The organism is Methylophilus methylotrophus DSM 46235 = ATCC 53528 (assembly GCF_000378225.1).
GTDB lineage: Bacteria > Pseudomonadota > Gammaproteobacteria > Burkholderiales > Methylophilaceae > Methylophilus > Methylophilus methylotrophus.
In genome coordinates this window covers 96,724-120,986 of the sequence record NZ_KB905147.1, presented here as the reverse complement: position 1 = coordinate 120,986, position 24,263 = coordinate 96,724, and the positions used below count along the sequence as shown (strand labels likewise).

General features: G+C 51.2%; 21 protein-coding genes. 10 read left to right on the top strand and 11 right to left on the bottom strand.

Annotation, left to right across the window (positions count from 1 at the left end):
• Positions 1-7: 7 nt before the first annotated feature.
• The 3 genes from F463_RS0113260 to F463_RS0113250 are packed head-to-tail and all read right to left on the bottom strand — an operon-like array spanning position 8 to position 4,867.
• Positions 8-3,157: an efflux RND transporter permease subunit gene (locus F463_RS0113260; RefSeq protein ID WP_018987589.1), complete on the bottom strand. Its 3,150-nt coding sequence runs from the start codon at positions 3,155-3,157 to the stop codon at positions 8-10.
• On the bottom strand, positions 3,157-4,236 hold the full coding sequence (locus F463_RS0113255) for an efflux RND transporter periplasmic adaptor subunit (protein WP_018987588.1): 1,080 nt from the start codon (positions 4,234-4,236) through the stop codon (positions 3,157-3,159). The genes F463_RS0113260 and F463_RS0113255 overlap by 1 nt, the downstream gene beginning before the upstream one ends.
• Complete coding sequence (locus F463_RS0113250; protein WP_018987587.1) at positions 4,229-4,867, bottom strand: TetR/AcrR family transcriptional regulator; 639 nt, start codon at positions 4,865-4,867, stop codon at positions 4,229-4,231. Before F463_RS0113250 ends, F463_RS0113255 begins: the two co-directional genes overlap by 8 nt.
• Before the next feature lie 248 nt (positions 4,868-5,115).
• Between F463_RS0113250 and F463_RS0113245 the strand changes: the two genes are divergently transcribed.
• Complete coding sequence (locus tag F463_RS0113245) at positions 5,116-5,520, top strand: DoxX family protein (protein ID WP_018987586.1); 405 nt, start codon at positions 5,116-5,118, stop codon at positions 5,518-5,520.
• A 24-nt stretch (positions 5,521-5,544) separates the two neighbouring features.
• On the opposite strand, the gene F463_RS0113240 is transcribed toward F463_RS0113245, so the two are convergent.
• Positions 5,545-6,426, bottom strand: a complete 882-nt coding sequence (locus tag F463_RS0113240; protein WP_018987585.1) for a LysR family transcriptional regulator — start codon at positions 6,424-6,426, stop codon at positions 5,545-5,547.
• A 155-nt stretch (positions 6,427-6,581) separates the two neighbouring features.
• Here F463_RS0113240 and F463_RS0113235 point away from each other — a divergent pair, with 155 nt between their 5' ends.
• Complete coding sequence (locus F463_RS0113235) at positions 6,582-6,971, top strand: DoxX family protein (RefSeq protein ID WP_018987584.1); 390 nt, start codon at positions 6,582-6,584, stop codon at positions 6,969-6,971.
• Positions 6,972-6,986: 15 nt separating this feature from the next.
• Positions 6,987-7,757, top strand: a complete 771-nt coding sequence (locus F463_RS0113230) for a DODA-type extradiol aromatic ring-opening family dioxygenase (RefSeq protein ID WP_018987583.1) — start codon at positions 6,987-6,989, stop codon at positions 7,755-7,757.
• A 15-nt stretch (positions 7,758-7,772) separates the two neighbouring features.
• On the opposite strand, the gene F463_RS0113225 is transcribed toward F463_RS0113230, so the two are convergent.
• Positions 7,773-9,128 (bottom strand): sigma-54-dependent transcriptional regulator, encoded by a 1,356-nt coding sequence (locus F463_RS0113225; protein WP_018987582.1) that lies wholly within the window; start codon positions 9,126-9,128, stop codon positions 7,773-7,775.
• A 17-nt stretch (positions 9,129-9,145) separates the two neighbouring features.
• Positions 9,146-10,774, bottom strand: coding sequence for a sensor histidine kinase (locus F463_RS0113220; protein ID WP_018987581.1), 1,629 nt, complete (start codon positions 10,772-10,774; stop codon positions 9,146-9,148).
• Between the two features lie 93 nt (positions 10,775-10,867).
• Between F463_RS0113220 and F463_RS0113215 the strand changes: the two genes are divergently transcribed.
• Both F463_RS0113215 and F463_RS0113210 read left to right on the top strand, forming a co-directional pair.
• On the top strand, positions 10,868-11,890 hold the full coding sequence (locus tag F463_RS0113215; RefSeq protein WP_018987580.1) for a hypothetical protein: 1,023 nt from the start codon (positions 10,868-10,870) through the stop codon (positions 11,888-11,890).
• A 53-nt stretch (positions 11,891-11,943) separates the two neighbouring features.
• A complete protein-coding gene (locus tag F463_RS0113210) occupies positions 11,944-12,378 on the top strand; it encodes a hypothetical protein (protein WP_018987579.1) in 435 nt (144 codons plus the stop codon).
• On the opposite strand, the gene F463_RS0113205 is transcribed toward F463_RS0113210, so the two are convergent.
• From F463_RS0113205 to cptA, 3 genes are read right to left on the bottom strand one after another with little or no spacing between them, the layout of a single operon-like run.
• The gene (locus F463_RS0113205; RefSeq protein WP_018987578.1) at positions 12,352-14,166 is read right to left on the bottom strand and encodes a phosphoethanolamine transferase; all 1,815 of its coding nucleotides are present in this window, start codon (positions 14,164-14,166) and stop codon (positions 12,352-12,354) included. The two genes, F463_RS0113210 and F463_RS0113205, sit on opposite strands and share 27 nt — an antisense overlap.
• Positions 14,163-14,909, bottom strand: a complete 747-nt coding sequence (locus tag F463_RS14440) for a phosphatase PAP2 family protein (protein WP_088177817.1) — start codon at positions 14,907-14,909, stop codon at positions 14,163-14,165. The genes F463_RS0113205 and F463_RS14440 overlap by 4 nt, the downstream gene beginning before the upstream one ends.
• Entirely contained in the window at positions 14,879-16,585 is a 1,707-nt protein-coding gene (gene cptA / locus F463_RS0113195; protein WP_018987576.1) for a phosphoethanolamine transferase CptA, read from the bottom strand. The genes F463_RS14440 and cptA overlap by 31 nt, the downstream gene beginning before the upstream one ends.
• A 323-nt stretch (positions 16,586-16,908) precedes the next feature.
• Here cptA and F463_RS0113190 point away from each other — a divergent pair, with 323 nt between their 5' ends.
• The 4 genes from F463_RS0113190 to F463_RS0113175 are packed head-to-tail and all read left to right on the top strand — an operon-like array spanning position 16,909 to position 20,543.
• Positions 16,909-17,550 carry a thermostable hemolysin gene (locus tag F463_RS0113190; protein ID WP_018987575.1) on the top strand — a complete coding sequence of 214 codons (642 nt, stop codon included), beginning with the start codon at positions 16,909-16,911 and terminating at the stop codon, positions 17,548-17,550.
• Between the two features lie 17 nt (positions 17,551-17,567).
• Positions 17,568-19,055, top strand: coding sequence for an AMP-binding protein (locus F463_RS0113185; RefSeq protein ID WP_018987574.1), 1,488 nt, complete (start codon positions 17,568-17,570; stop codon positions 19,053-19,055).
• Entirely contained in the window at positions 19,056-19,727 is a 672-nt protein-coding gene (locus tag F463_RS0113180) for an iron-containing redox enzyme family protein (protein WP_018987573.1), read from the top strand.
• Positions 19,728-19,751: 24 nt separating this feature from the next.
• Complete coding sequence (locus F463_RS0113175) at positions 19,752-20,543, top strand: SDR family oxidoreductase (RefSeq protein WP_018987572.1); 792 nt, start codon at positions 19,752-19,754, stop codon at positions 20,541-20,543.
• Between the two features lie 278 nt (positions 20,544-20,821).
• Here F463_RS0113175 and F463_RS0113165 read toward each other — a convergent pair whose 3' ends face one another.
• Together F463_RS0113165 and F463_RS0113160 are read right to left on the bottom strand one after the other, a co-directional pair.
• Positions 20,822-22,159, bottom strand: coding sequence for a sensor histidine kinase (locus F463_RS0113165; protein ID WP_018987570.1), 1,338 nt, complete (start codon positions 22,157-22,159; stop codon positions 20,822-20,824).
• On the bottom strand, positions 22,160-22,822 hold the full coding sequence (locus tag F463_RS0113160; protein WP_026295591.1) for a response regulator: 663 nt from the start codon (positions 22,820-22,822) through the stop codon (positions 22,160-22,162).
• Between the two features lie 108 nt (positions 22,823-22,930).
• Between F463_RS0113160 and F463_RS0113155 the strand changes: the two genes are divergently transcribed.
• Positions 22,931-24,253 (top strand): TolC family protein, encoded by a 1,323-nt coding sequence (locus F463_RS0113155; RefSeq protein ID WP_033413581.1) that lies wholly within the window; start codon positions 22,931-22,933, stop codon positions 24,251-24,253.
• The last annotated feature ends 10 nt before the right edge of the window (positions 24,254-24,263 follow it).

Genomic DNA, 24,263 nt, shown 5'->3' with positions numbered 1-24,263 from the left:
AACCCTATTATAGTTTATTGCGCCTGGATTGCATGAACCTGGCTGTGAATCCTTCCCAGAAGGTATACAGTGCCGGTACAAACAAAATCGTCAGGATGGTGGCCACTGCCAGCCCGCCCATGATCGCCACCGCCATGGGGCCGAAAAACACGCTGCGCGTGAGCGGGATCATGGCCAGAATCGCTGCGGCGGCAGTCAATACAATCGGCCGGAAGCGGCGTACGGTGGATTGTACGACCGCTTGCTCAAGCGAAGCGCCTTCGGCGATATCCTGCTTGATCTGGTCAACCAGGATGACGGAGTTGCGCATGATCATGCCTGACAGCGCAATGCTGCCCAGCATGGCGACAAAGCCAAATGGCATATTAAAGATCAGCAGGGCAAAGGTAATGCCTATCATGCCCAATGGCGCGGTCAGGACGACCAGGAGCACATTTGAAATACTGCGCAGTTGCAGCATCAACAGTGTAAAGACCGCGGCTAGAAACAGCGGCACCCCTTTGGCAACCGAGGAAGCCCCTTTGGCGGACTCTTCAATCGCGCCGCCGGTTTCTACCGTGACGCCTGCTGGAAGCTGTTGAAGGATAGGCTGTATGGCTTGCTGTATTTGTGTTGAGGCCACCGGTGCCTGCATATTGCCACGCAAGTGCGCGCGCACGGTGAGTGACGGCACGCGGTTACGGCGCCATATCACGCCTTCCTCAAAGCTGTAGTGAATATTGGCGATCTGTGCCAGCGGCACACGCTCACCACGCTGGCTTAATACCGTCAGCTGGGCCAGTTGCGAGAGTTTGGTGTGCTCTTCTTGCGTGCTACGCATGACCAGGTCTATGCGTTCGTTACCCTCCCTGAACTCGCTCACTACTTGCTCAAAATATTGGGTATTCAGCAATTGGGCGATGTCTGGCGAGCTGACGCCCAGGAGTCTGGCTTTATGTTGGTCGATATCGACATGAATGACTTTGCTCGGTTCTTCCCAGCCCAGTTGTACATTGCGCAGGTTGGGGTTGGCGCGCATGGCATCGGCAATCTTGTGCGCGACCTCCCGGATGGCCTGCAGATTTTGTCCGTCAACTCGGAACTGCACCGGGAAACCCACAGGCGGCCCGTTTTCCAGGCGAAGTACCGACGCGCGTAATTGTGGAAAGTCATGTTCAAACAGCGTGAGCAGGTCATTGCGCAGGGCTTCGCGCTGTTCCAGGCTGTTGGTCAGGATCACCAATTGCCCGAAAGCTCTATGTGGCAGTTGTACATCCAGTGGCAGGTAATAACGCGGTGCGCCGGAGCCAACATAAGACACCACGTTTTGCAGCGCGCCATGTGATCGTTGCCATCCTTGTAGCCATTGCTCCAGTTTTTTGACGGCGGCATCGGTGGATTGGTCGCTGGCGTTTTCTGCCAGGCGGAGGTCGACGATAATTTCCAGCCGGGTGGAATCTGGGAAAAACTGTTGTTGTACCTTGTCAAAGCTGAGCATCGCCACGACAAACAAGGCAATGGTGGCAATGATCACACTGCCTTTGTATTGTACGCACCAGGCAACGGTGCTGTGCAGCCGACGGTAAAAAGAGGTCTCGTAAATGGACACATGGTTGTGAGTGCTTGCTTCGCTGTGGTGGGTCTTGGCATCTGGTAGTAAATGGTAGCCCAGAAAAGGAATCACAATCACGGCGGCGACCCAGGAAAGGGAGAGTGCGATGGCTGAGACCTGGAAAATGGAGCGTGTGTATTCACCGGTGGAAGACACCGCTGTGGCAATGGGCAGGAAGCCTGCTACCGTGACCAGGGTGCCAGTCAGCATGGGCATGGCGGTAGAAGTGAATGCAAATGATGCAGCCTGCATGCGTTCCCAGCCTTGTTCCATTTTGGCGGCCATCATTTCCACGGCAATAATGGCATCATCCACCAACAAGCCGAGGGCAAGGATCAGGGCACCTAGCGAGATTTTGTGCAGGCCGATATCCAGCCAGTCCATGAGCAGGAAGGTGCCTGCCAGCACGATGGGAATAGCCACTGCCACAACAATACCGGTGCGCCAGCCCAGCGACAGCAGGCTCACTGCCAGCACAATAATGAGTGCCTCGGACAGTGATCGGACAAAGTCCTGCACGGAGTGCTGCACAATGTCGGGCTGGGAGGTGACCAGTTGCAGATTTACGCCTACCGGGAGCTGTTTTTGTACGCTGGTGATGGTTTGCTGCATGGCTTTGCCCAGCGCAATCACATCGCCGCCTTGTTGCATGCTGACACCGATCAGCAAGGCGGACTGGCCGTTAAAGTGGATGCGCTGCGCGGGTGGGTTGGCGTAGCCGCGTTTGATGGTTGCAATCTCCCCCAAGGTCAGGTTCTGGTTACCAGCCCGGATGGGAAACTGACGTAACTCCTCCAGTGTTTGTAAGCGGCCACTCACATCCAGCCGGATTCTTTCCGGGCCTGCATCAAATGTTCCGGAGCCGATGACGCTGTTTTGCTGTTGCAGCATTTGCGCCAGCTGGGCAGGGCTGATGCCTAATGACGTTAGTTTCTGGTTAGAGATTTCAATAATGATTTTTTGTGGCTGCTCGCCAAACAGATCCACTTTTTCAACGTCCGGCAATTTGAGCAGGCGGGCGCGTACCCATTCGGCCTGACGTTTCAATTGTTGCGGATTGAGGCCATCGGCTGTGATGGCGTACATGGTGCCATACACATCACTGAATTCGTCGTTAAAGGTCAGGCTTTGCAGGTCACTGGGGAAGGTATGCCGGATATCGCCTATTTTTTTGCGTACCTGGTACCACAACTCGGGGATTTTCTCTGAAAAGGTATTATCGCGGATGACAATAAACACTACGGATTCACCGGGGCGGGAATAGCTGCTGGTGTAGTCAATGGAGGGGATTTCCTGCAGCTTTTTCTCAATCTTGTCAGTGACTTGCTGTTCAACTTCTTGTGCGGAGGCACCTGGCCAACTGCTGCGTATCAGCATGACTTTAAAAGTAAATGGCGGGTCTTCGGATTGCCCCAGGTGCGTGTAGGCGAACACGCCGGCCAATAAGGTCAGGATAATAAAATACAGCACCAGTGCCTGGTTTTTGAGCGCCCAGGTGGAGAGGTTGAAACGCTGCGTCTCGTGAGCATTCTCATCATGGCCTGGCATATGTTGTGGTTCGCTCATTAACGAAGCACCTCAGGCCCTGGTGTGACGGGTTTTACTGGCATGCCTTCGGTCAGTGTGTGTACGCCTATGGTGGCAATGGTCTCCTGCGGCTGTAAACCGCTGGTGATTTCGATACCGTTTTCTGTCAATGCACCTGTTGTCACCCGACGTACATGTGCTTTTTGTTGCGCGTCTATGATCCAGACGCTGGCGTGCCCGTCTTGCTGTGTGACTGCCGTCGCGGGCACGATCAGTGACTGTGCAGAATGTTGTTGTGCAAAGCTCACTTGCGCAGTCATGCCTAATTTCATTTGCTGGTCAGCATCCAGTAACTGAATGCGCAGGTCAAAGGCGTGGGTCTGGCTATTAGCTGCTGGCGAGATTTCACGGATACGGCCTTGATAGCTTTGCGGCAGGTCATTGAGGGTAATGCGGGCGATATCGCCCACATGCAGGCTGTCTATCCGGGACTCCGGGACTGCAATCAGAACCTCCAGGGTTTGCAGGTCATAAATTTGGGCGATGGTTTGCCCGGCAGACACCACCTGCCCAGGCTCGGCCTGGATCATGCCTATGACACCTGATCTATCAGCGACTAATTGTGTATAACCAGTTTGATGCAGGCTGACAGCCGCCTGTGATCTGGCTTGCTCGAGACGGGCCTGCGTGGTCTTGACCTGGGTTTCGTAGCTATCCAGTGCAGACTTTGAAATGAATTGTTGCCGGTATAGCTGCTGGCGGCGTTCCAGTTCTGCCTGCGCGAGCGCCAGGTTGGCTTGGGCAGTTTGCACCTCGGCCTGGGCGGCCTGGGCATTGAGCCGTGTGTCATTGGGGTCGAGCTGGGCAATGAGCTGGCCTTTTTTCACCAGGTCGCCCACGTTGACCGCACGTGAAATAATTTTGCCGCCAATACGGAAGCCAATATTGGATTCATAACGGGATTTGACTTCACCGGTATAGCTGGCGGCGACCGGTCCGCCTGCTTCACCGACGCTCATCACCCAGACAGGGCGTGGGGCAGGTGGGGCTTCGGTCGGCTGGTGACAGGCGCTGACCATGGCGGCCAGGCACAAGCTGCTAATGACAGTCTTATTCATGTTGAGGTTCTTTCATAAATCCATGCATACACATCTCTACCATGGCCTGAACGCGCGCCTCCAGGGATCGCCAGTTGATCCAGGCATCGTCTGCGAGGTTGATTTGCAGGGCGCACAAGCCATGCATGGCCGCCCAGACGGTCTGGGCGATGAGCACAGGATCGGTCAGGGATGGTTTGAACACGCCAGCATGCCAGGCGCTTGTGACCACGCCTATCAATTGTGCATAAGCGTCCTGTTCGGGATTGTCCTGCTCTATGCTGGAAAATGCCGGGTCGCATGGAGGATGCGGGGTCATAAACATCATGCGGTAGTGATTCGGGTTGGTCAGGGCAAACTGCACATAATGCTGCCCAAATTGTAAAAAACGCTGTAGTGGGTCGCTGATATCCAATGTTGATTTTAAAGACTGCGCCAATTTGATGACGTCGGCATCTACCACGGCCCGGATCAGTTGCTCTTTGTCGCTGAAGTAAAGGTAAAGACTCGTCGCCGAGTACCCGACACGCTGAGCCACGGCACGCATGGTCACGGCTTCTACCCCTTGATGAATAAAAAGCTCCCTGGCCGCGTCCATAATGGCGGTGCGCACAGCTTGTTTTTCAATTTCGGATTTGACCTTTGGGGGCATTCAACACCATCATTGATTTAAATAACGTAGTTAAGTTAACACTGTTATTTTTAAATGTCAAATCCTGCTGGCATTTCTTCACAGAATGGTGCAGAGTAACAAATGTGATACACCGGTGGTCAGAATTGGGGCTGAGTTGCTGGGTAAGTGAAAACGGCATGAATCTGTCACCGGCATGCATCATACCGAGATTTTCTCGCCCGTGAGGTGAGAGACAGCGCGTTCAATAACGACAAGGAGCGATCAGTATGAATGTACGGCAGCGTTGGGTCAGTTTTCTGGGGCGTGTTTTGTTATCCCTGATTTTCATTATTAGCGGCATTGCCAAGGTCATGGATCCTGCTGGGACCATCGCCTATATCGAAAGTGCGCACTTGCCGTTACCGCAGGTGGCTTATGTGGTTGCACTCATCGTAGAGCTTGGGCTGGGTCTGGCGCTGCTGGTCGGCTTCAAGGCACAACTGGCTGCCGCTGGAATCTCGTTATTTACCTTTGTGACTGCATTAATGTTTCATAGCAATATGGCTGATCCGGTCCAGGTCATTATGTTCCTCAAAAACATCACTATCATCGGCGGCCTGCTGGTCGTGATTGCGTTTGGTCCCGGCGGTTACAGCCTGGATGGTGGTAAACGGGTATTACTGGTTGAATAACACGGTGGAATCACAGTCGGCTCTTCAGGGCTGCGCAGGCTGGAACCAGTGTCGCAGGTGCTCGATCAGCGCCAGGGTGTTGGCGGACACCTGCTTATGATAGGGATACATGGCGTAAATCCCTCCCTGCTGAATGCCGAACTCTGCCAATACTTCTACTAGGCGCCCGCTGTGCAAATCATCCAGCACATAAAAAGCAGGTAATCCTGTAATGCCCAGGCCAGCCAGGGCAGCCTCGCGCAATACCTCGCCGTGGTTGGATCTTAACTTGGCATGAATCGGAATGCGGTGTATCTGGTCGTGATCGCTAAATACCCATTCGCTGGCGCGGTGTGTCAGGCAAGCATGCTTTGCAAGTGCCCGGGGAGATTCCGGTATGCCATTGCGTGCAATGTATTCCGGGCTGCAACAAAAGCGGATAGCGGCATCTTCGAGTTTGCGCGCCACCATGCCTTCTTCAGGTTGATCAGTCACACGAATGACCATGTCATAACTTTCACTGATCATGTCCACATGCCGGTTGTCTGCATCGAGCCAGATATCGACATGCGGGTGTTGCTGCATAAACGCCGTCAGGGCTGGGGCTAGCCTCAGGTTGGCGTAAGAGAGCGGGACAGATAGTTTGAGTAAGCCGCGTAACTCATCCGAGCGGTTGCTGATTTCCAGTTCTGCATCATGAATGGCTTGTAATATCTGTTGTGCACGCTGGAAAAATATCTTACCTGTTTCGGTAGGGGACAGTTTGCGGGTTGTCCGCAAAAGTAACCGTGCCCCAAGGCGCGCTTCCAACGCGATAATACGGCGGCTCACCAGCTGTTTGGAGATTCCCAACGCATGGGCGGCACTGGTGAAGTTACCATGCTTTACCACCTCTACAAAGAAATGCATTTCTTCGATGGAAGCCATTGATTGTCAACCTATATGAGACAGTTTTACCATTATCGGCATGATTATCATTCTTTTGTTTTAGTAATACAATGCCTCATCAGCTGAACTGTCTCAGGGAATTTGGATGCCAGGCTGATAGGGCATCTCACAATCACACATAAGGAGCAATCATCATGAACGCATTTCAATCCGCCGCCAGCGTCGCTGGTCGTATTCTGTTATCACTGATTTTTATTATCAGTGGCCTGGGTAAGATCGCTAACCCTGCAGGTACCATTGGTTATATCCAGAGCGTAGGCGCGCCATTGCCAGAAGTCGCTTATGCCATTGCCGTATTTGTCGAGCTGGTGCTGGGGATCGCCCTATTGGTCGGGTTTAAAGCCCGCTGGGCTGCCGCTGGCATTGCCGTGTTTACCATTGCAACAGCGTTTTTGTTCCACAACAATATGGCTGATCAAATGCAACAAATCATGTTCCTGAAAAATTTCACCATTGCCGGTGGTCTATTGATGGTCGTTGCGTTTGGCGCGGGTGCGTTCAGCGTGGATAACCGTCGCCGTTAATTGGATTTGCCGGGAATGACGACCCTGTTTGTCTCGCATGGCGCCCCTACGCTGGCTCTGGAGCCCGGGAATACCGGGCGTGTGCTGGCGGACATCGCTGCCAGCTTTCCGCAGCCCGATGCTATCCTGGTGGTGTCAGCGCATTGGGATACGCGGGTGCCGACTGTGAGTTTGGCCAGCCAGCCGGAAACCATCCATGATTTTGCCGGATTTCCTCCGGCCTTGTATGCGCAACAATATCCAGCCCCCGGCGCGCCGCAGCTGGCGCAGCAGGTGGCTGCATTATTGCAGTCGCATGAAATCCGTGTGCAAATACATCCGCAGCGCGGGCTGGATCATGGGGCATGGGTGCCACTGATGCTAATGTATCCAGAGGCGGATATCCCGGTCACGCAACTGTCGATCCAGAGCCGCAATACGCCCGCCCAGCAGTTTGCCCTGGGACAGGCCCTGCAAACGTTACATGCGCAAAACGTGTTGATACTGGCGTCTGGGGCGATCACGCATAATTTGGCAGACTTTTTTACCGGCGACCGCGATGCGGAACCATTATCGTATGTCACCGCATTTGCGGACTGGATAGCAGCGCGCATTCAAGCGCAACAATGGCAAAGCCTGCTCAACTACCGCATGGAGTGCCCACAGGGGAGGCAGGCGCACCCAACCGAAGATCATTTGATGCCCTTATTTGTGGCTGCAGGTAGCGGCAAGGGGACGGTCGTGCGGTTTACCCCAGAAAGCACCTACGGCATCCTGGCCATGGATGCTTATTTGTGGGCGGCATGATAGGGTTGGTTGGGCCTAGCGTAAATCGTACTGGTTTAATTTGTTCCACAGTGAGCGCTCGCTGATTTCCAGCAGCTTGGCCGCCTTGGTTTTATTACCCTGGCAGGCGTCCAGTGCCTTTAGAATCAGGCGGCGCTCAATCGCTTCTGTGGCACGCGGGATAGATAAGTCATGACTACCAGTGTCGTCACTGCTCTTGTCTGGGCCAGGGGTCGCAATTTGCTGAGAAATATCTGCGGGCAAATGTTGTGGCTGTATGGCTTGATTGCCAGCCAGGATGGCAGCCCGTTCCAGAATATTCTCCAGTTCCCGCACATTCCCTGGCCAGCGATATTCTTGCAGGCATACACGCGCACTCTCACTGAGTTTGGTTTGACGCTTCACAAGAAAATAGTCGGCCAGCAAGCTCACGTCCTGCCCGCGCTCACGCAGTGGCGGCACCTGAAGCTGTATGACATTGAGACGGTAGTAGAGGTCTTCACGTAACTTGCCTTCCTTGACCGCTTGCATGGGGTCACGGTTGGTCGCGGCCACCACACGTACATCCAGCGTAATCTGCCGGTTGCCACCCAGTTTTTCAACGACATTTTCCTGTAACACGCGCAGCAATTTGGATTGCAACTGAATGGGCATTTCAGTGATTTCGTCCAGGAACAATGTGCCGCCATTAGCGAGTTCGAATTTCCCAACACGCTCTTTGACGGCACCGGTAAAAGCCCCCTTTTCATGACCGAACAGTTCGGACTCCAGAATGTCCGCCGGAATCGCCGCGCAGTTGACGGCGACAAACAATGCTGACTTGCGTGTGGAAGCCTCATGCAGTGCTTTGGCAACCAGCTCTTTACCTGTTCCGGTTTCACCGACAATGAATACGGTAGCCCGCTCAGGCGCTACTTGCTGAATCATCTGTTTTAATGATTGCATAGGCGGGCTATTGCCCACCAGGCTGGTGACATCGGGTTGCTGGGTTTCCTTGAAAAAAGTGTTTTCCTGGGTGATACGTTTGAGGGTAAGGGCTTTATCAATCGCCACCTCCAGCGTTTCCAGTTCAAACGGGCGCAAAATATAATCGCTGGCCCCCAGTTTCATGGCCTCTACTGCCGTTTTGATCTCCCCTTGCGCCGTGACCATGATGAACGGCAGGTGTTCATATTCCTTGCGCAGGGTTTCCAGCAATTGCAGACCGTTCATGCCCGGCATGTGCAAGTCACTGACGACCAGGTCTATTTGCTGCTGCTGGATCATCTCCAGCGCTTCACGACCATGGCTGGCTGACAGGGCGCGGTAACCCGCCTGGCGCAAGCTGATTTCCAGCAGTCGCCGCATATTGGGCTCATCATCAACGGCAAGGATAGTAATGGGGGCTGACATGGTATTAGGCTCGGATGCTAGGCACTCTCAAATGGAAAGGCAAGGTTGAATTGGGCGCCTTGCCATGGGCTACTACTATAAGAGATTGTACCACCATGGGCTTCGACGATTTGTTTGACCACCGCCAACCCCAGCCCGACACCGCCTGCGCGTTGGGTGAAAAAGGCTTCAAATAAATGCCCCTGCTGTGCGGGCGGCACACCGGGGCCATTATCTGCCACAGACAGATAGGCATAATGCGCATCTCGCGTCAGGGAAATGACCACCTGGCCATACTCGGGTAGTATCTGGATGGCATTGATCACCAGGTTGACCATTACCTGTGTCATCTGGTCCTGATCTACGGCGATAGTGACGGGGGCCGGCGCGTCCAATGACAGCTGTATGTGTTTATCCTGTGCCTGCTTTTGCAGCATATCGCATACATGTTGCAAGTGTGATTGCAGCTCGAGAGGTGTTTTGCTTGGTGGCCGCGGCCTGGCCGAATCAATCAATGTCGTGACCAGTTTGTTCAGGCGCTCGGTCTCGGAAATAATGAATCCCAGCACTTCGCGGCCATCTTCACTCAGCGCGGGCTCACGCTTCAATACATCCGCGGACGAACGCATGATGCCTAACGGTGTGCGTACCTCATGGCTCATGGCCGCAGCCATTTCACCGACCACGGCCAGTTTGGCTGCCCGCGTCAATTGCTGCTCTGAAGCTTCCAGCTCTGCTGCCATTTGAGTAAAGGCCTGGTGCAGGGATTGCACTTCAGAGGGGCCACTAAGCGGCGGCGGCACTACATCAGGCTGCCTCAGTTTCTTGACGAACTGAGTCAGTGCTTCCAGCGGCTGGGTAATGCGCTTGGCAATCGGCCTGACCAACACCATAGAAAGTATCAGCATCAGTACCAGCAGGCTCAGGAAAATGATCCCTAAGCGATGCACGGGCGCAACGGCGACATCATGTTCCTTGTTCAGCTTTACCTCCCAGTCATGCACCAGAAATGCATTTTCAAGCGGCACATGGGTATGCAGGCTGGGTCGGGATTCAGACCAATTATTTGACTGTGCCAGCAAACGTTTATTTTCATCTACCAGTGCCAGTTCGGTGGCATGTTGCGAAGCGTGGTTGAGCAAGTCTCGAATCACGGACCAATTAAAGGTCGCTACCAGGTGGCCTATGGGTTGCAAGGTAATGCTGGAGATGATGGGAGCGGAGATCATGAGTTGATCATTTTGCAGGTGGTACACCGTTATCGGCTGCCCGTTATCAGTAAACGAAAACCAGACCGTAGGGCTGGTCAGGCGCTGACTGATACGCGGAGGGTTGCTGGAAGCCACAATCACCGACTGTAGATCGATGACATCGATAGCAATATATTGAGCGGCATAACTATTACGGGTTTCATGGAGGAAAACAGACAGGCGCTTGTCGATATCGCCAATCAACATATCCTGCATGATGGCCAGTTGACTCCAGCTTCTCACGTTTTGCACACGTTCGTACAATATGCGATCTATGTGCTCTGCCACCGCTTTTCCGGTGGTTTGCAGGTCATGCTTGATTTCTGTTCGCAAGGCAATCCGTGCCTGGTAGAAACTCAACACACTGACCAGCAATGCGGGTAACAGTCCTGACAGTAAAAATGCAATCAGTAGCATTTTCCGTATGGATAAAGGTGCGTGTTGGGGCATGGAATATGAGAAAATGCAGGCTTTACTTATGTAAGTTTCTTATTTAACCGGAAAGTATGTATGGCTAACATTTTACTGCGTTGTGTACTCAGTGTAATCAGCCTGTGTCTGCTGTGCAAGTCGCTGATGGCAGAAGAGGACGCATCTTTCTGGCAAGGGTTTCGAGTCGGTGGATATTCCAGTATCGATCTGCGTATTCCCAGGACTGAAACAACGCAGCTGAAATGGAATGAGTTGAGCATGATCGTGACCTGGGATCAGGGCACGCGACTCAAGTTTTTCAGTGAGCTTGAACTGGAAAACCCACTGAGTTACAACCGTCACCAGGGCTTGCACAGCAAAGAAAGCTATATTCACTTTGAGCGTTTCTATTTTGATTACAACTTGAACGCTAAAACCAATGTACGTGCTGGCCGCTTTCTGACGCCAATCGGACGCTGGAACCAGCTGCATGCCCCTCCTTTGGTATGGACCACCAGTCGGCCACTGGCGACGACAGAACTGTTTCCCTATGCGTTGAACGGCTTGATGGTGTTCGGCAATATCCCGTTTGAGTCTCGTTCTCTGGAATACCAGCTGTATGCCGAAGGCGTGAAAAGTGACCGCAAGGAGCGCGATGAGACCACCTATAGGGATGTGAATGGCGGGCGGCTGGCCATCAATAATCTGTTCAATTTCACCAGTGAAAATGCAGGCCTGAATACGATAGGCCTCAATGTTTCTTCTTTTCAGGAGCGCTTCACTGGCTCTCCCAGTTATCGCTTGATTGGCCTCGACTTTTTGCTTGAGTTTGATCGCTGGGAAATTACAGGCGAGATGTATAGCCGAAATACAGCCCAGGGCAAGGATGCTGGTAGCGGCGGTTATTTGCAGAGTGCCTATTTGCTCAAGGACGAGTGGTACCTGATTAATCGCCTGGAAAACCTGCATATGCCGGATCGTCCCAATGCTGAGCGCTGGATGATAGGCTTGACCAAGCGACTCAAGCCTAACCAGTTGCTCAAGTTTGAAATGGTGGGCGGTAGCGGCGAGTATGAAGATGTGCCGCGTGGTTTTGCCACCTCTTTTGCGGTGATGTTTTAATGCGTAAGCTGTTGATATCATCCTTAGCCTGGATACTGTTCCTCTGCTCTTGCATGGCCAGCGCGGAGGAGCCGGTGATTGCCGTGATTGTATCAGCGCAGCCTGCCTACACGGTTTCGGTGGCCACCAGTGATCTGGCATCCGTTTACTGGCGCAAGAAGCTGTATGACAACCAGGGTAAGCCATTACATCCGGCCAACTTGTCCAGCGATCACCCCCTGCGCCTGCGCTTCTCACAACAGGTATTGCATAGTAATCCCAGGTCGCAAGTCGGTTACTGGAATGAGCAGTATTTCCATGGCATCCAGCCGCCGTATACCGTGGAATCACAAGAGGCGATGATTCGCTATGTTGCTTACACCGAGAGCGCAATTGGTTATATTGACGCGTGCAAGGTTGATGAGCGGGTGAAACCGGTGATATGGATCACCGCCAATAAAATTTTGGGTGAGCCGCCTAGTTTACGTTGCAGCGCTGCTACGCCTTAATGCGGCATTTTTTATCGCCTCTATTCTGCCTGCCGGATCCATCGCTGGTGGTTGATCTCGTTCTGTGTGTAGATTCTGGCCTGGCCGGACATGGCTAACGATATCAGCCGGTGACAGTGGTCGCTCTGGCTTGAATGGTAGCGGCGGCAGCTTGAGTTCAGCACGCACTTCCGGGTTTGCCACCAGCCAGTTGTAATGCGAGTTGCAAGTGCTGGATTTGAGCTCATACGCCGTCAATAGTGTGCAGAACACGTCATCATGACTCAGCGGGTAATTCTCGTAGGGCTTGACCTGGTCAATCGAATAGTCAAACTGTTTGCCCAGCCACAAAATAGCCGGGACATGCGTCTGCTCCTTAGGTGCGATCATATAAGGCGCCGCATGCAGGTAAAGACCGTGTTCCCCGAGCGATTCGCCATGATCAGACACATACAACATGGCGGTTTCATGACTGTTATCGTATTTTTTCAGTAGTTGAATGACTTCACTCAGGAAGTAATCGGTATATAAAATGGCGTTGTCGTAAGCGTTATCGATTTCCTGCTGGCTGCATTTGGATAAGTCGCTGTTGCGGCACACCGGGGTGAATTTTTCAAATGCCTTGGGGTAACGACGGTAATATTCTGGCCCATGGTTGCCCATCTGGTGCAATACGATCATGATGTCTTGCCCGTGGTGCGCCTGAATGTACTGGTCCAGGCCATTTAGCATGCCTACATCCCTGCATTCGGTATCACAGACAGTATTCTGAGTAGGCGATTGAAAATCCTGGTAAGCCATACGCGTGGCCACGCCTTTGGAGTCGGAATTGTTGTCGCGCCACAACACGCTCACATGATGCTCTTTCAAGACATCCAGCGCATTTTCCATGTGTTTGGCTTTTTTCGCCGAATATTGCTGCCTGCCTAGCATCGAGAACATGCAAGGCACCGATACGCCGGTAGATGTGCCGCAGGAAGTCACTTGTTTAAAGCTGACCACATCTTCCTGCTGCAAGCGCGGGTTAGTCAGTTTATGGTAACCGTTCAGCGAAAAGCGGTCGTAGCGTGCCGTTTCACCAACCACCATGATCACCAGTTCGTGTTTGCTGTTACCCCCTACCCTTTGCGTGTCAGTGGCGACCTGTTCCAGCGCCTGGCTTTCGGGAATACTGAGATGCTGGTTAGTCCACTTAATGAGTGAGTAATGCATAAAGCTTGGGTTGGCATACATGCGTGCCAGTTTATGTTCACGGATAAAACTGGCATAGCCGGCAGAGTAGGGCCATACGCAAGTGACCATCAGCACAAGCAATAGTCCCAAATGCGCAGCACGGATGCGCAGGCTGTCGCGCTTAAACCAGCCGTCTGGCGCTTTAAACAACAGCCATAACGCAGGCAACACACCGAACACTGTGACAAAAACGATCATCTGCCATGACAACAGGCCAAATGCTTCCTTGCTGTCGGTCTGAAAAAGGTTATCGAGCATCACTGTATCAATAATGATGCCAAACTCCTGCATATAGAAGCCAGCAAACGCGCTGCTGAATAAGACCAATGCCAGTAGCCAGCGCGCATTTCGTCCATGGCTGATCAACAGTAGCCAGAGTGCCGTCACCAGCGTGAAAAAGAGCAGCAGGCTGATCAGCAATCCGCTTTGCCCTGCGAGTGGCGGGTAGAGCTGGGTCAGATGCGAAACCAGGGCAGCATTGTCGAATAGCATCAACCACAGCGTCACGCCCCAGATCAACAGTATCTGTGGTGTGAAAAGGTGGCTGAAGATCACGGATAGGGAAAGTTTTTTCATGCGGTGCGCTTCTTTGAATCGTGAAAAATGGTTTTTGGATAGGGATGATGGGCAAGGCCGGTGCTGGTAAATGACAGGACGCATAACAGCAAGGCACACATCAGCCACAGAGAGGTCAGCGTGTGCGAGAGAAAGTGGGCGCCACGTAGTTGCTGGCACCAGCCGAGTAGAAAGCCGATCGCCAGCCCGGCAAACGCTGCCTTGAGTGCTTTGCGCGGGTGTTGCGGTAACCAGCACAGGCACAGCGCTGAAAGCCATAAGCCACTGCTGGCGTGCCCGGCCGGGAAACAATGTCCTGCCATCCCTGGAGCATGCGCTGAAAAAGCGGGAAACCAGGGTAAAGTGCCGCCGTAACGGTCAATATCCCACGGACAGGGGTGCGGCATCTGATGCTTGAGCCAAGACACCAGGCCGCTATGCATCACAGCCAGGGCAGTGACCCAGCGGAACCGGTATTGCTGCTCCCATGAGAGCCAGGTGGGTCGTAAATGCCAGGGTAGCCAAGCCAGCACCAATAGTGCTAGCCAGAAGGTGGATAGCAGGTTTTTGGCATAGCCGTGCATGACCGTGTCGTAAAAGAATGCGTGCCGGTAGGTAAACTGGCCGCGGCGGACATCGAACATGGCATCCGCCAGTGTTAAATCCAGGGTGGTGTCATTGGCGAGGACGATGATCGCCAGTGCACTGAGCACCAGCCACAACCATAGCCAGACTAGTCGCGTGTTGGTAAGCCAGCGTTCCACGTGGCGACCTCACTGTCAGGAAAATGCTTTGTGCCTGGCAAGGTTTGCAATTTGCCGATATGAGGGTCACCCACCAGGATGCTGTCCGGCAAGAATTGCGCATTGACGATGCTCTCATCCGGGCGGAAGCCATCAAATGACAGCCCTACCAGGTCAGCCAGGGTATAAATCAAATCGGCATTGTCGTATTGCCCATGTGTATCCACATTGGCTAACATCGTCCTGGCATTAAACCAGTTGTCCGAATGCCAGACGATGAGCGGTATGCTGTACATAGGCAACGTCGGTGCAGCTTCATTACGGCCCTGGAAGTCGTGTGGGGCAGTGTCATACACATCTTCACCATGGTCAGAAAAGTACACCAGCAAGCTGTGCTGTTGTTTGGCTTTCAGCATTGAGATCAGCTGGGCCATGATCCAGTCGTTGTAGCGGATGGCGTTGTCATAACTGTTAATCAATGCGATTTTTTCTTCATCCATCCCCTTTGTTAACAACCCTTGAGCGGTTTTAAACACATCAAACTTTTCCGGATAACGGTAGCTGTACTTCATATGCGTGCCTAACAAATGCACGATGATCAGCTTCTTCGGATGCGGGTCGTTGAGGCTTTCAGCAAACGGGTCCAATACCTTTTCATCAAAGCTGTAAGCGTTTTGTCGGCGTTCGTTATTCAGGAAGTATTGCTTGTCAGCCTGTTTGGCGAACGTGGTCAGCATGGTGTTACGCCCGGTCAGGGTTTGCTGATTGGTTATCCAGGTGGTGTGGTAACCAGCCTGTTTCATCATGGCCACCAGTGAAGGTTTGGTCTTGTAGTCGTCAGGATGCTGTTGGTCGGCAAAGGTCAACACCTGTTGCAAGCTTTCAATGGTGTTTGGACGAGGTGAGTAGACATTGTCGAATACCGTCAGCTCGTGGCGGATTTTACTCAACTCGGGATTGGTATCCCGGCCATACCCATACAAACTCATATGCAAGCGCGAGGTGGATTCGCCTATCACCAATACCACGGTGGTTGGCCCGGGTTTGGCTTGCTCTGATAATTGCGATAGCGGCGGAATCCGGTTCATGGTCAGCAGAGTCTGGTTCACCTCCTCCAGTTGCTGCTGATAATTCATGTATCCCAACGCCAGTTGGAACGGAGGAACACCGCTAAAGTGTTTGTTAAAACTTTTGTAGGCGTAAAACCACTGGCCGTGAACAATATGTTTTAACGGTGAGGCAAAAGCGACCAGCAGTACCAGAAATGTGTAGACGGATGCCTTGGTTTTAGAGAGCGTGGCAGGTTGCAGCGTGCGCCAGTAAGCTATGGTGATGGTAATAAAGGACAGCAGGGCTAATAAAATCCACCAGGAAAAATAATTGTGCAGGTATTCCTTGGATTCACTTTGGTTGGACTCAAACAAAATCATCATCAGGCTCTGCGTCAGCTCTTGACGGTACACCAGGAAGTAAGCCAAACCAGGCAGCGCGGATACCCCCAGCATCAGTGCAATCAAAGCGCTCAATGTACGCAAGCGTTGCGGTTGCCACCACAGCGGAATTAACCATAAGCTTGTCACCAGCATGGCATCCTTGAATCCTTCGAGAGAGGCGGCGCCGAATAACCAGAGTAAAGCTTGTGTCAGCCCGCCTAATAATAAGAACAGCCCGTAGGCGCGCAGGAATGGATGCTTCAAAACGACTTCCCTTATTTTTATTGAAAACGCAAATCACTTTGCAAAGCGCGTGCCACTGGCTCAAAAGAACACAGGTTTGCACGCTAATATATTGATCTGCATAGACTTTTTGGAATGATGGTTAAGAGCGAAGCCAGAAAAGGATGACTATGTTTCTGCAAAAAATGCAGGATTTTATCGAAGACTGAGTCGTCTCAATCTGCAAAAAGTGCAGGATTCTGTATGAGGATTAAGTGTTAGATGATTGATTTATATATGAAAAATATGACTGGCACAGGGTTTGCAATTGGCTAGGCAAGTCCAAATCTGGCAAGGAAACCCCAATGTTGCAAACGCAGTCTGACAGTACTTTTTATTATGCGTCTTCTGCCTATGAGTCCAGGCAGTTTGCCCAGTCAAAACGGTACCAGGTCAATGAAATCACCAGTCATCTGGTGGAGCGTGATGCACCCTGCCGTCGGGAGGTGGAGGCATTTATTGCTGCGGTATTCAAGCAGGTCTATGGTGCCGAGGTGAGTAACTTTATGCCGCAACTAGTTGCGTTGCGCGATGCCAGCGGAATTCTGATGGCGGCATTTGGCTTGCGTAATGCTGCACAAGAGCCTTTGTTTCTGGAACAGTATGTCGATGAGCCGATTGAGCAATTGATGTCGCGTCAACTGCAAAGAAACATACGCCGCGAAGAAATCACTTGTATTGGTAATCTGGCAGTGGCTAATCCGCGCAATGCCGGTGTGCTGATTGCACACGTTATACAACATAGCCTGAGTATGGATTTACCCTGGGGCGTTGCGACTGCGCACCACAGTTTGCAGAATGGCCTGATTAAAGGCGGGGTTGATTTGTTTCCACTGGCCATGGCTAACCCGGAACGGTTAAGTACAGAAGAGCGTGCCAAATGGGGCAGTTACTATAAACACACGCCACAGATTGTTGCCATTCGCGGCGTGGCGGACCCGCTGTAATGGAGCAATCTTCAACAATGCTACTGCAGGAAATCACCCTGCAAGCGGAGCGGGATCCTGGTCGGTTGGCTTTGCAAGGCATGGCCGGTCTGTTGACTTATGGTGAACTGATGTCTGAAGTGTCTGCACTGACTACTGCATTGACCACATTGGCAGAGCCGGCGAGCATTGCGTTGGCAATGGATAACAGCCCGGCCTGGATTGTGCTGGATCTGGCCGTGCTGGCCGCAGGCTGGACCAATGTGCCTATCCCGGCTTTTTTTTCAGCAAGCCAAAAGCAACATGCCATACAGGATGCAGGCGTCAGCCTGCTATTGACGGATGCATCGGATGCCTGGCTGCAACTCTATCCGGCAAGTGAGTCGCTGGCTAGTTGGACCGTTGCGGGCAAAGCTGTGTCAGTGATGCGCCTCAACTCACAGGACCGTGCCTCAAGTGCGCAAAAGATCACGTATACCTCAGGGACCACTGGTGCGCCCAAAGGTGTGAGCCTGACGGCGCAAAGTATGTGGCAGGTGGCGGATTCGATCCGGTTATTAACGCAGCCTGATCATGCAGATCGCCATTTTTGTGTGCTGCCGCTGGCGACCTTGCTTGAGAATGTTGCAGGGGTGTATGCCAGCCTGATTTCCGGTGCGACGGTCATTGTTTATCCCTGCCAGCAGGTGGGTTTCAGTGGCAGCCAGTTTGAGATCAGCCGTTTGTACCAAGGCCTGGCAAACAGCCAGGCAACAACGGCTATCCTGATTCCGGAGCTATTACGTGCGCTGGTGGCCTATTTGCAGGCGGGACATCCGCCATTGACGCATCTGCGCTTCGTCGCAGTTGGTGGTGCCAAGGTCGCAGCGGCGCTGATTCAGCAGGCACATCAGCTTGGTTTACCTGTGTATGAAGGGTATGGCTTGTCTGAGTGCGCCTCTGTGGTGACGCTGAATACACCACAATCGCACAAACCTGGCAGTATCGGCATGCCTTTGCCGCATGTGCAGTTGCGGGTTGACCACGGCGGCGAGCTCTGGGTGAAGGGCGCGATTTATCAGGGCTACCACCAGGCTGGTGGTGATATTGCTCCTGTGCTCGACGAAGAAGGGTATCTGGCGACCGGAGATTTGGCTTACCAGGATGCTGATGGTTACTGGTATCTCTCGGGTAGAAAGAAAAATATGTTTATTACCTCCTTTGGCCGCAATGTTTCGCCTGAGTGGGTAGAAAGTACATTAATACACCAGGCCGGATTGTTACAGGCTTGTGTGATTGGAGAAGCGAGGCCGTTTAATGTGGCGGTGGTGGTGGCGCAACCGCAATTCAGCACCGAGCAGGTGGCCCAGGCGGTGGCACGGGCTAACCTCGAGTTGCCGGATTATGCGCAGATAGGCGATCTGGTATTTGCCCGTCAACCTTTCACCCCACATAACGGACAACTCACGGCAAATGGCCGGTTAAAACGCGATATGATTGTTCAAGCTTATGCAGCCGACATTCATGCGATCTATGAAGGAATATGAATGAGTTTTTATCAGATATTATTAAATGAAACTGAAGCTGAGCGTCAGGCATTAATGAGCTTGCCGCTGATAGTACAAGGCGCACAAGGCAATATCAGCTTGAATACCTACAAGGCTTTTTTGACACAAGCCTATCATCACGTCAAACATACGACGCCATTGCTGATGGCTTGTGGTGGGCGGTTGAGCGGTGAGTATGAATGGCTGCGTACGGCGATTGGTGAATATATTGAAGAAGAGATGGGGCACCAGGAATGGGTACTCAATGATATCGAAGCGTGTGGCGGTGACAAAGAGGCAGTGCGCAACAGTGCAACCGATGCCGATGCGGCCTGCCATGCTACGGAGGTGATGGTGGCCTACGCCTACGATATGATTTACCGGGTGAATCCACTCGGATTCTTTGGCATGGTATTAGTGCTGGAAGGCACCAGTACCGCAGTCGCCACACAAGCGGGCGAGAAAATCATGCAGGCATTAAACTTGCCAAAGAAAGCATTTAGCTACCTGTTTTCACATGGTTCGCTGGATATCAGTCATGTCTCATTTTATGAAAGCCTGATGAACCAGGTCACCAAGGCAGAGGATCAGCAAATGATCATATATGCGGCCAAACGCTTTTACCGGTTGTATGGTGATATCTTTAAACACGTTGCATTGAGCCAAGATTAACCAGCTGGTCAGGGGTAATAAACAATGGAATTAAAAGATCTGCATGTGGTGATCACGGGGGCCACCGGTGGTTTAGGTGCCGCTTTATCGCTTGCATTGAGTGCGAAAGGGGCCATCGTCTGCCTGGTCGGACGTGATGCCGTTAAATTGCATGCTTTGCAGCAAAAGGTGAGTGCGCAAGGCGGTCAGTCACATATTGTGGTGGCCGATCTGGCGCAGCCGAATATGGCTGCCCAGGTATTAAAGCAATCGTTGCATGAAATGGGGCATGTCGATTTATTGATTAATAATGCCGGCGTGATTGAATTCACTGAGTTTGCCCGGCAAACTGAAGTGAGTATCGATAATATGATCCACACCAATGTTACAGTGACGCTGGTTTTGAGCAAGGTCTTTGTTGACTATTTTCTTAAGCGCGGGCGTGGGCACCTGGCGTTTATCGGTTCCATCTTTGGTTCATTGGGTTTTCCACATTTTGCCACCTATTGCGCCAGCAAGTTCGCGTTGCATGGCTTTAGCCAGGCGTTGCGACGTGAGTTGGTCGATAGCAATATCGGCATCACCTACATTGCACCGCGTGCCATTGCGACGCCAATGAATGATGATCGTACCAATGCCATGTGGCAGGCTTCAGGACAGGCGGTTGATGATCCCCAGCAGGTCGCAGATAAGATTGTGCGAGCACTGCAAAAAAATCAGCAGGAATTGTTTATTGGCCAGCCACAAAGTTTTTTTGCCTGGCTGAACGGGCTGGCGCCCAGGCTGGTGAATCTGGGCTTGAAGCAACAAGCGAGGCTGGCAAAGCGGTTTTTGTAGAAGCTGAGCATGGTTTAATTGATCAGGTTAAAAAGTTGTCTGCGCAGTCGGTCATAGATAAATAAATAAGTGATGCCATGGCGTTTTGTATCAAACAAATATTTAGGTACCTCTATCAACTCTACTTCCATCGCAATACGACGGTGCTCATAAAAATTTCTTCTTTGAGCAATCAAAAATATACGCCGCCAAAAACTTCTGTTCGCGCCTTGGCTCACTTAGCAATTTCAATTTATAGAAGCGCCAGTTTCTACGGCTGTTGGTAAAGCCTCTGCGTTTTATGACTCTTTGAAGACTGTGTTAAAAATCACTTTAACAATAAGCCCTGCCGATTCAGGTTGTTTATTGATTAATAATATTTCAGCATGATGCTTGTGAGCGATCTCTTGAGCGATTGAAAGACCTAGCCCAGACCCTGATGGTTTGTTACTCTGAGCGCGATAGAATCGCTCAAACACTTTGTGAATATCCTCTGGATGAATACCTGGTCCTGAATCTTCAATTTCTATTTCAATCGCATGATGCTGTGATCTGATTTGAATATTTATCAATCCATCTTCGGGGGAATAGTTGATTGCGTTCACTAAAAGATTATTGAATAGAATCTCAATTTCATCAGCTACTCCAAAAATATGGACATCATCAGCGTAGGTCATGCCAACATCCAGTCTTTTTGCCATGTAGATAGACCGAAGATCATTTAATACCCTGACGATAAGCGCATTCAAGTCTACTTTGCTAACTGATCCTGGTCGCGCATCAGGTTCGACCTTTGATAAGGTCAACAATTGTTCTACTAAACGTTCCATTCGACTAAGACTGTCAAAAACACGCGGTAGTCGATCTTGCAGTTCTTTTTGGTTGGCATGATTTAATGACGAGAGCTGTAGCCTCAAAGCGGTGACTGGTGTTCTGAGTTCATGGGCTGCATCGCTGGTAAATCTTTTTCTGAGCGTAATAAATGCATTCGCATTTTTCATCCAAACATTTAAAGATCGAATGATTGGAATCAACTCCTTTGGCTGTTTATTTTCATTAAATAGATTCAGCTCATCCACATTTCTTTTGGCCATTTCTTCTGACATCACAGTCAGCGGCTTAAATGTTTTTTGAATGATTAACAACGTCACAATAATTAAAAAGGGCACCACCAGCAATTGGGGAATAATCAGCTTGATGGCTACATCTCGAATGGTTCGTTGGCGTAATTTATAGTCCTGAGCTACTACGCAAGTCAGACCCTCTTGGCTTAAGATAAACATGCGCCAGCGTTTGTGATCTATCCATTCTGTAAATAGACCAGATTTGTCGGTTTTGGCTGCAAAGACGCCTCGATGCGATTGGTAAATAATCTGGTTATTTTGTTTAATCTGGATAAGATAATCTTGCTCTCCATGCAGCTTGGATTTTCTGAGTCCAGAAATGAAGTTCTGCTCGGGTGCCGCATTTCCAGCAAAATTCTCAATCATAGCCGATGCTAAATGCTCCATATTCGCGTCATATAGCTCGCCTAACTCGTCTTCTACGGAGTGATAGGATAAAAAAGAAAGCAGCCCAATAATGAAGACGATACCCAAAGAAAGATAAATAGTCAGTTCAAACTTAATAGAACGCATTTACTTTTCCTTTTTGTCAGGAAAGGCATAACCTATGCCTCGAACGGTCTGAATGATGTCCTGTCCAAATTTCTTGCGTATGTGGTGTACATGCACTTCAACCGCATTGCTGTCTATCTCTTCACCCCAGCCGTAGAGCTTTTCTTCCAATTGTGATTTGGAAAAAATCATGCCTGGCTGCGACATCAGGTGATACATAATCGCAAATGCTTTAGCGGAAAGCCGTTGACTGACAGCCCCCGCCGATAACATATAATTGGCCGTATTCAAGATGACGCCATTGACTTCAAGCTGATTGGTGAGACGTTCTTCTTTGCGCCTGAAAATAGCCCTCAATCTTGCTTCCAACTCTTCGATGGCAAATGGCTTCAGCACATAGTCATCTGCGCCTGCATCCAAGCCCTCAATGCGTTGTTCGATGGCATCTCTGGCTGTAATCACGATCACTGGCGTTTGATTGCCGCCCTTTCTGAACTCAGTGAGCCATTCAATCCCGTTTTTTTTGGGCAATCCGATGTCTAGCAAAATAGCATCGAACACCTCCTGCATGATGGCTTGTTCCGCCTGCATCGCATTCTTCACCCAGTATACGGCGTGTGTACGCATGGCCTGTTGCAGTCCTTCGCCTATCATCTCATCGTCTTCTACTAGCAGAAGTTTCACTTTGCCTCTCTCCATGACATATGCGAGCAGATTAAACATTGAATCTTAAGGTTGCCTTAAGAAAATCACTGCAATATGCAGCCTCACATTATCCATTTTCCATGTGTTATGAATCGAATCAGCTTTCTCAAGCGTGCGTTGTTGCTAATGCTGACCGGGCTTGCGGCCTGTCAAAGTCCTCAGTCTATCAAACCCCAAGCGCTTGTCGCCAATATCGTTGAACAAGACCAATCATTGCGTGGCAGGCAAACTCAGCAAGGTAATGAAACAGATGACTTTCTTTCTGAGTATGCGGCGGTGATGCTGGCGTTGCATCAGAATCCTGCCTTTCAAGCGCAATTAACAGAACTAGATATAGCTCAGGCAGACTTGCAACTCGCCAATCAGATCAGCAATCCTTCCGTGTTTTATGCATTTGGCATCGCCAACAAACCTTATCGGTATGCCATTGAGTTCCCACTGGAGGCGCTATTTCTCAGGCCATTAAGGCTCAAACAGATGCAATCGCAATCCACACAGACGCAACTGCAGTTGATGCAAACGGGATTCTCCCTCGTTCGCGACACACGCGCTGCTTACGCACAAGCCGTTGTCAGCCAGGAAAAAGTCATCAGACTGGATGAGGCGTTACGCGTGAACAACACGATCGCCAGATTAGCCAAAACGCGTGAGCAGCTAGGTGATAGCAGCGCTCAGGACTCGCTGATTGCAGAAAATGAACTGTTACTCATCGAGCGGGACTTGCAATCTGCAAAGATTGAAGCAGGCATCGCCCATACACAGCTCATGCATATGCTTAATCACGTAGATGACAAACGTAAACTATCACTCAGCGACGCACTCTTGCCTTCCTGCTCTGCCGAAGATATTAGCCAATTGAAAAGTGCCGCCATCGCTAGCAGAGCGGATGTGTTGGCTGCTGATGCTGCGATTGAGGCGGTGAAAGAGAAGCGCCGTTTGAATGAATTAAACTGGTTAGCGCCTGCAGCCATTGCTGATGCGACCAGCGGCCAGACCAATGGTCATGTGCTGGCGCCAGCCATCAGATTCTATTTGCCCATTTTCAATCAAAATCAGGGACAGGTCGAACGCGTCGATGTGGAACTAGTAAAAGCCTTGCACGAGGCTGAGGCGACCAAGCTGAAGGCCTCCATGGATATTCAAGTCAGCCACCTAAAGTACCAGCGTGATTGCCAAGAGTGGCAACAGTTGCAGACAGCGTTGCTTCCTAATTCATTAAAAGTCATCCATGACGCTGAAACTGCCTATCAGCATGGTGAGATTGCCTATTTAGGTGTGCTCGAGAGCAGCAGAAAATACCTAAATCTTCGACTGCGTGAGACCCAACTGAAAGCCGACATGATCCTGAGCTGGTCGGACCTCATGCGCAGTACCAGTATTCCCCAAAATCTCACGATTAATCATCATTGAAAGAATCATC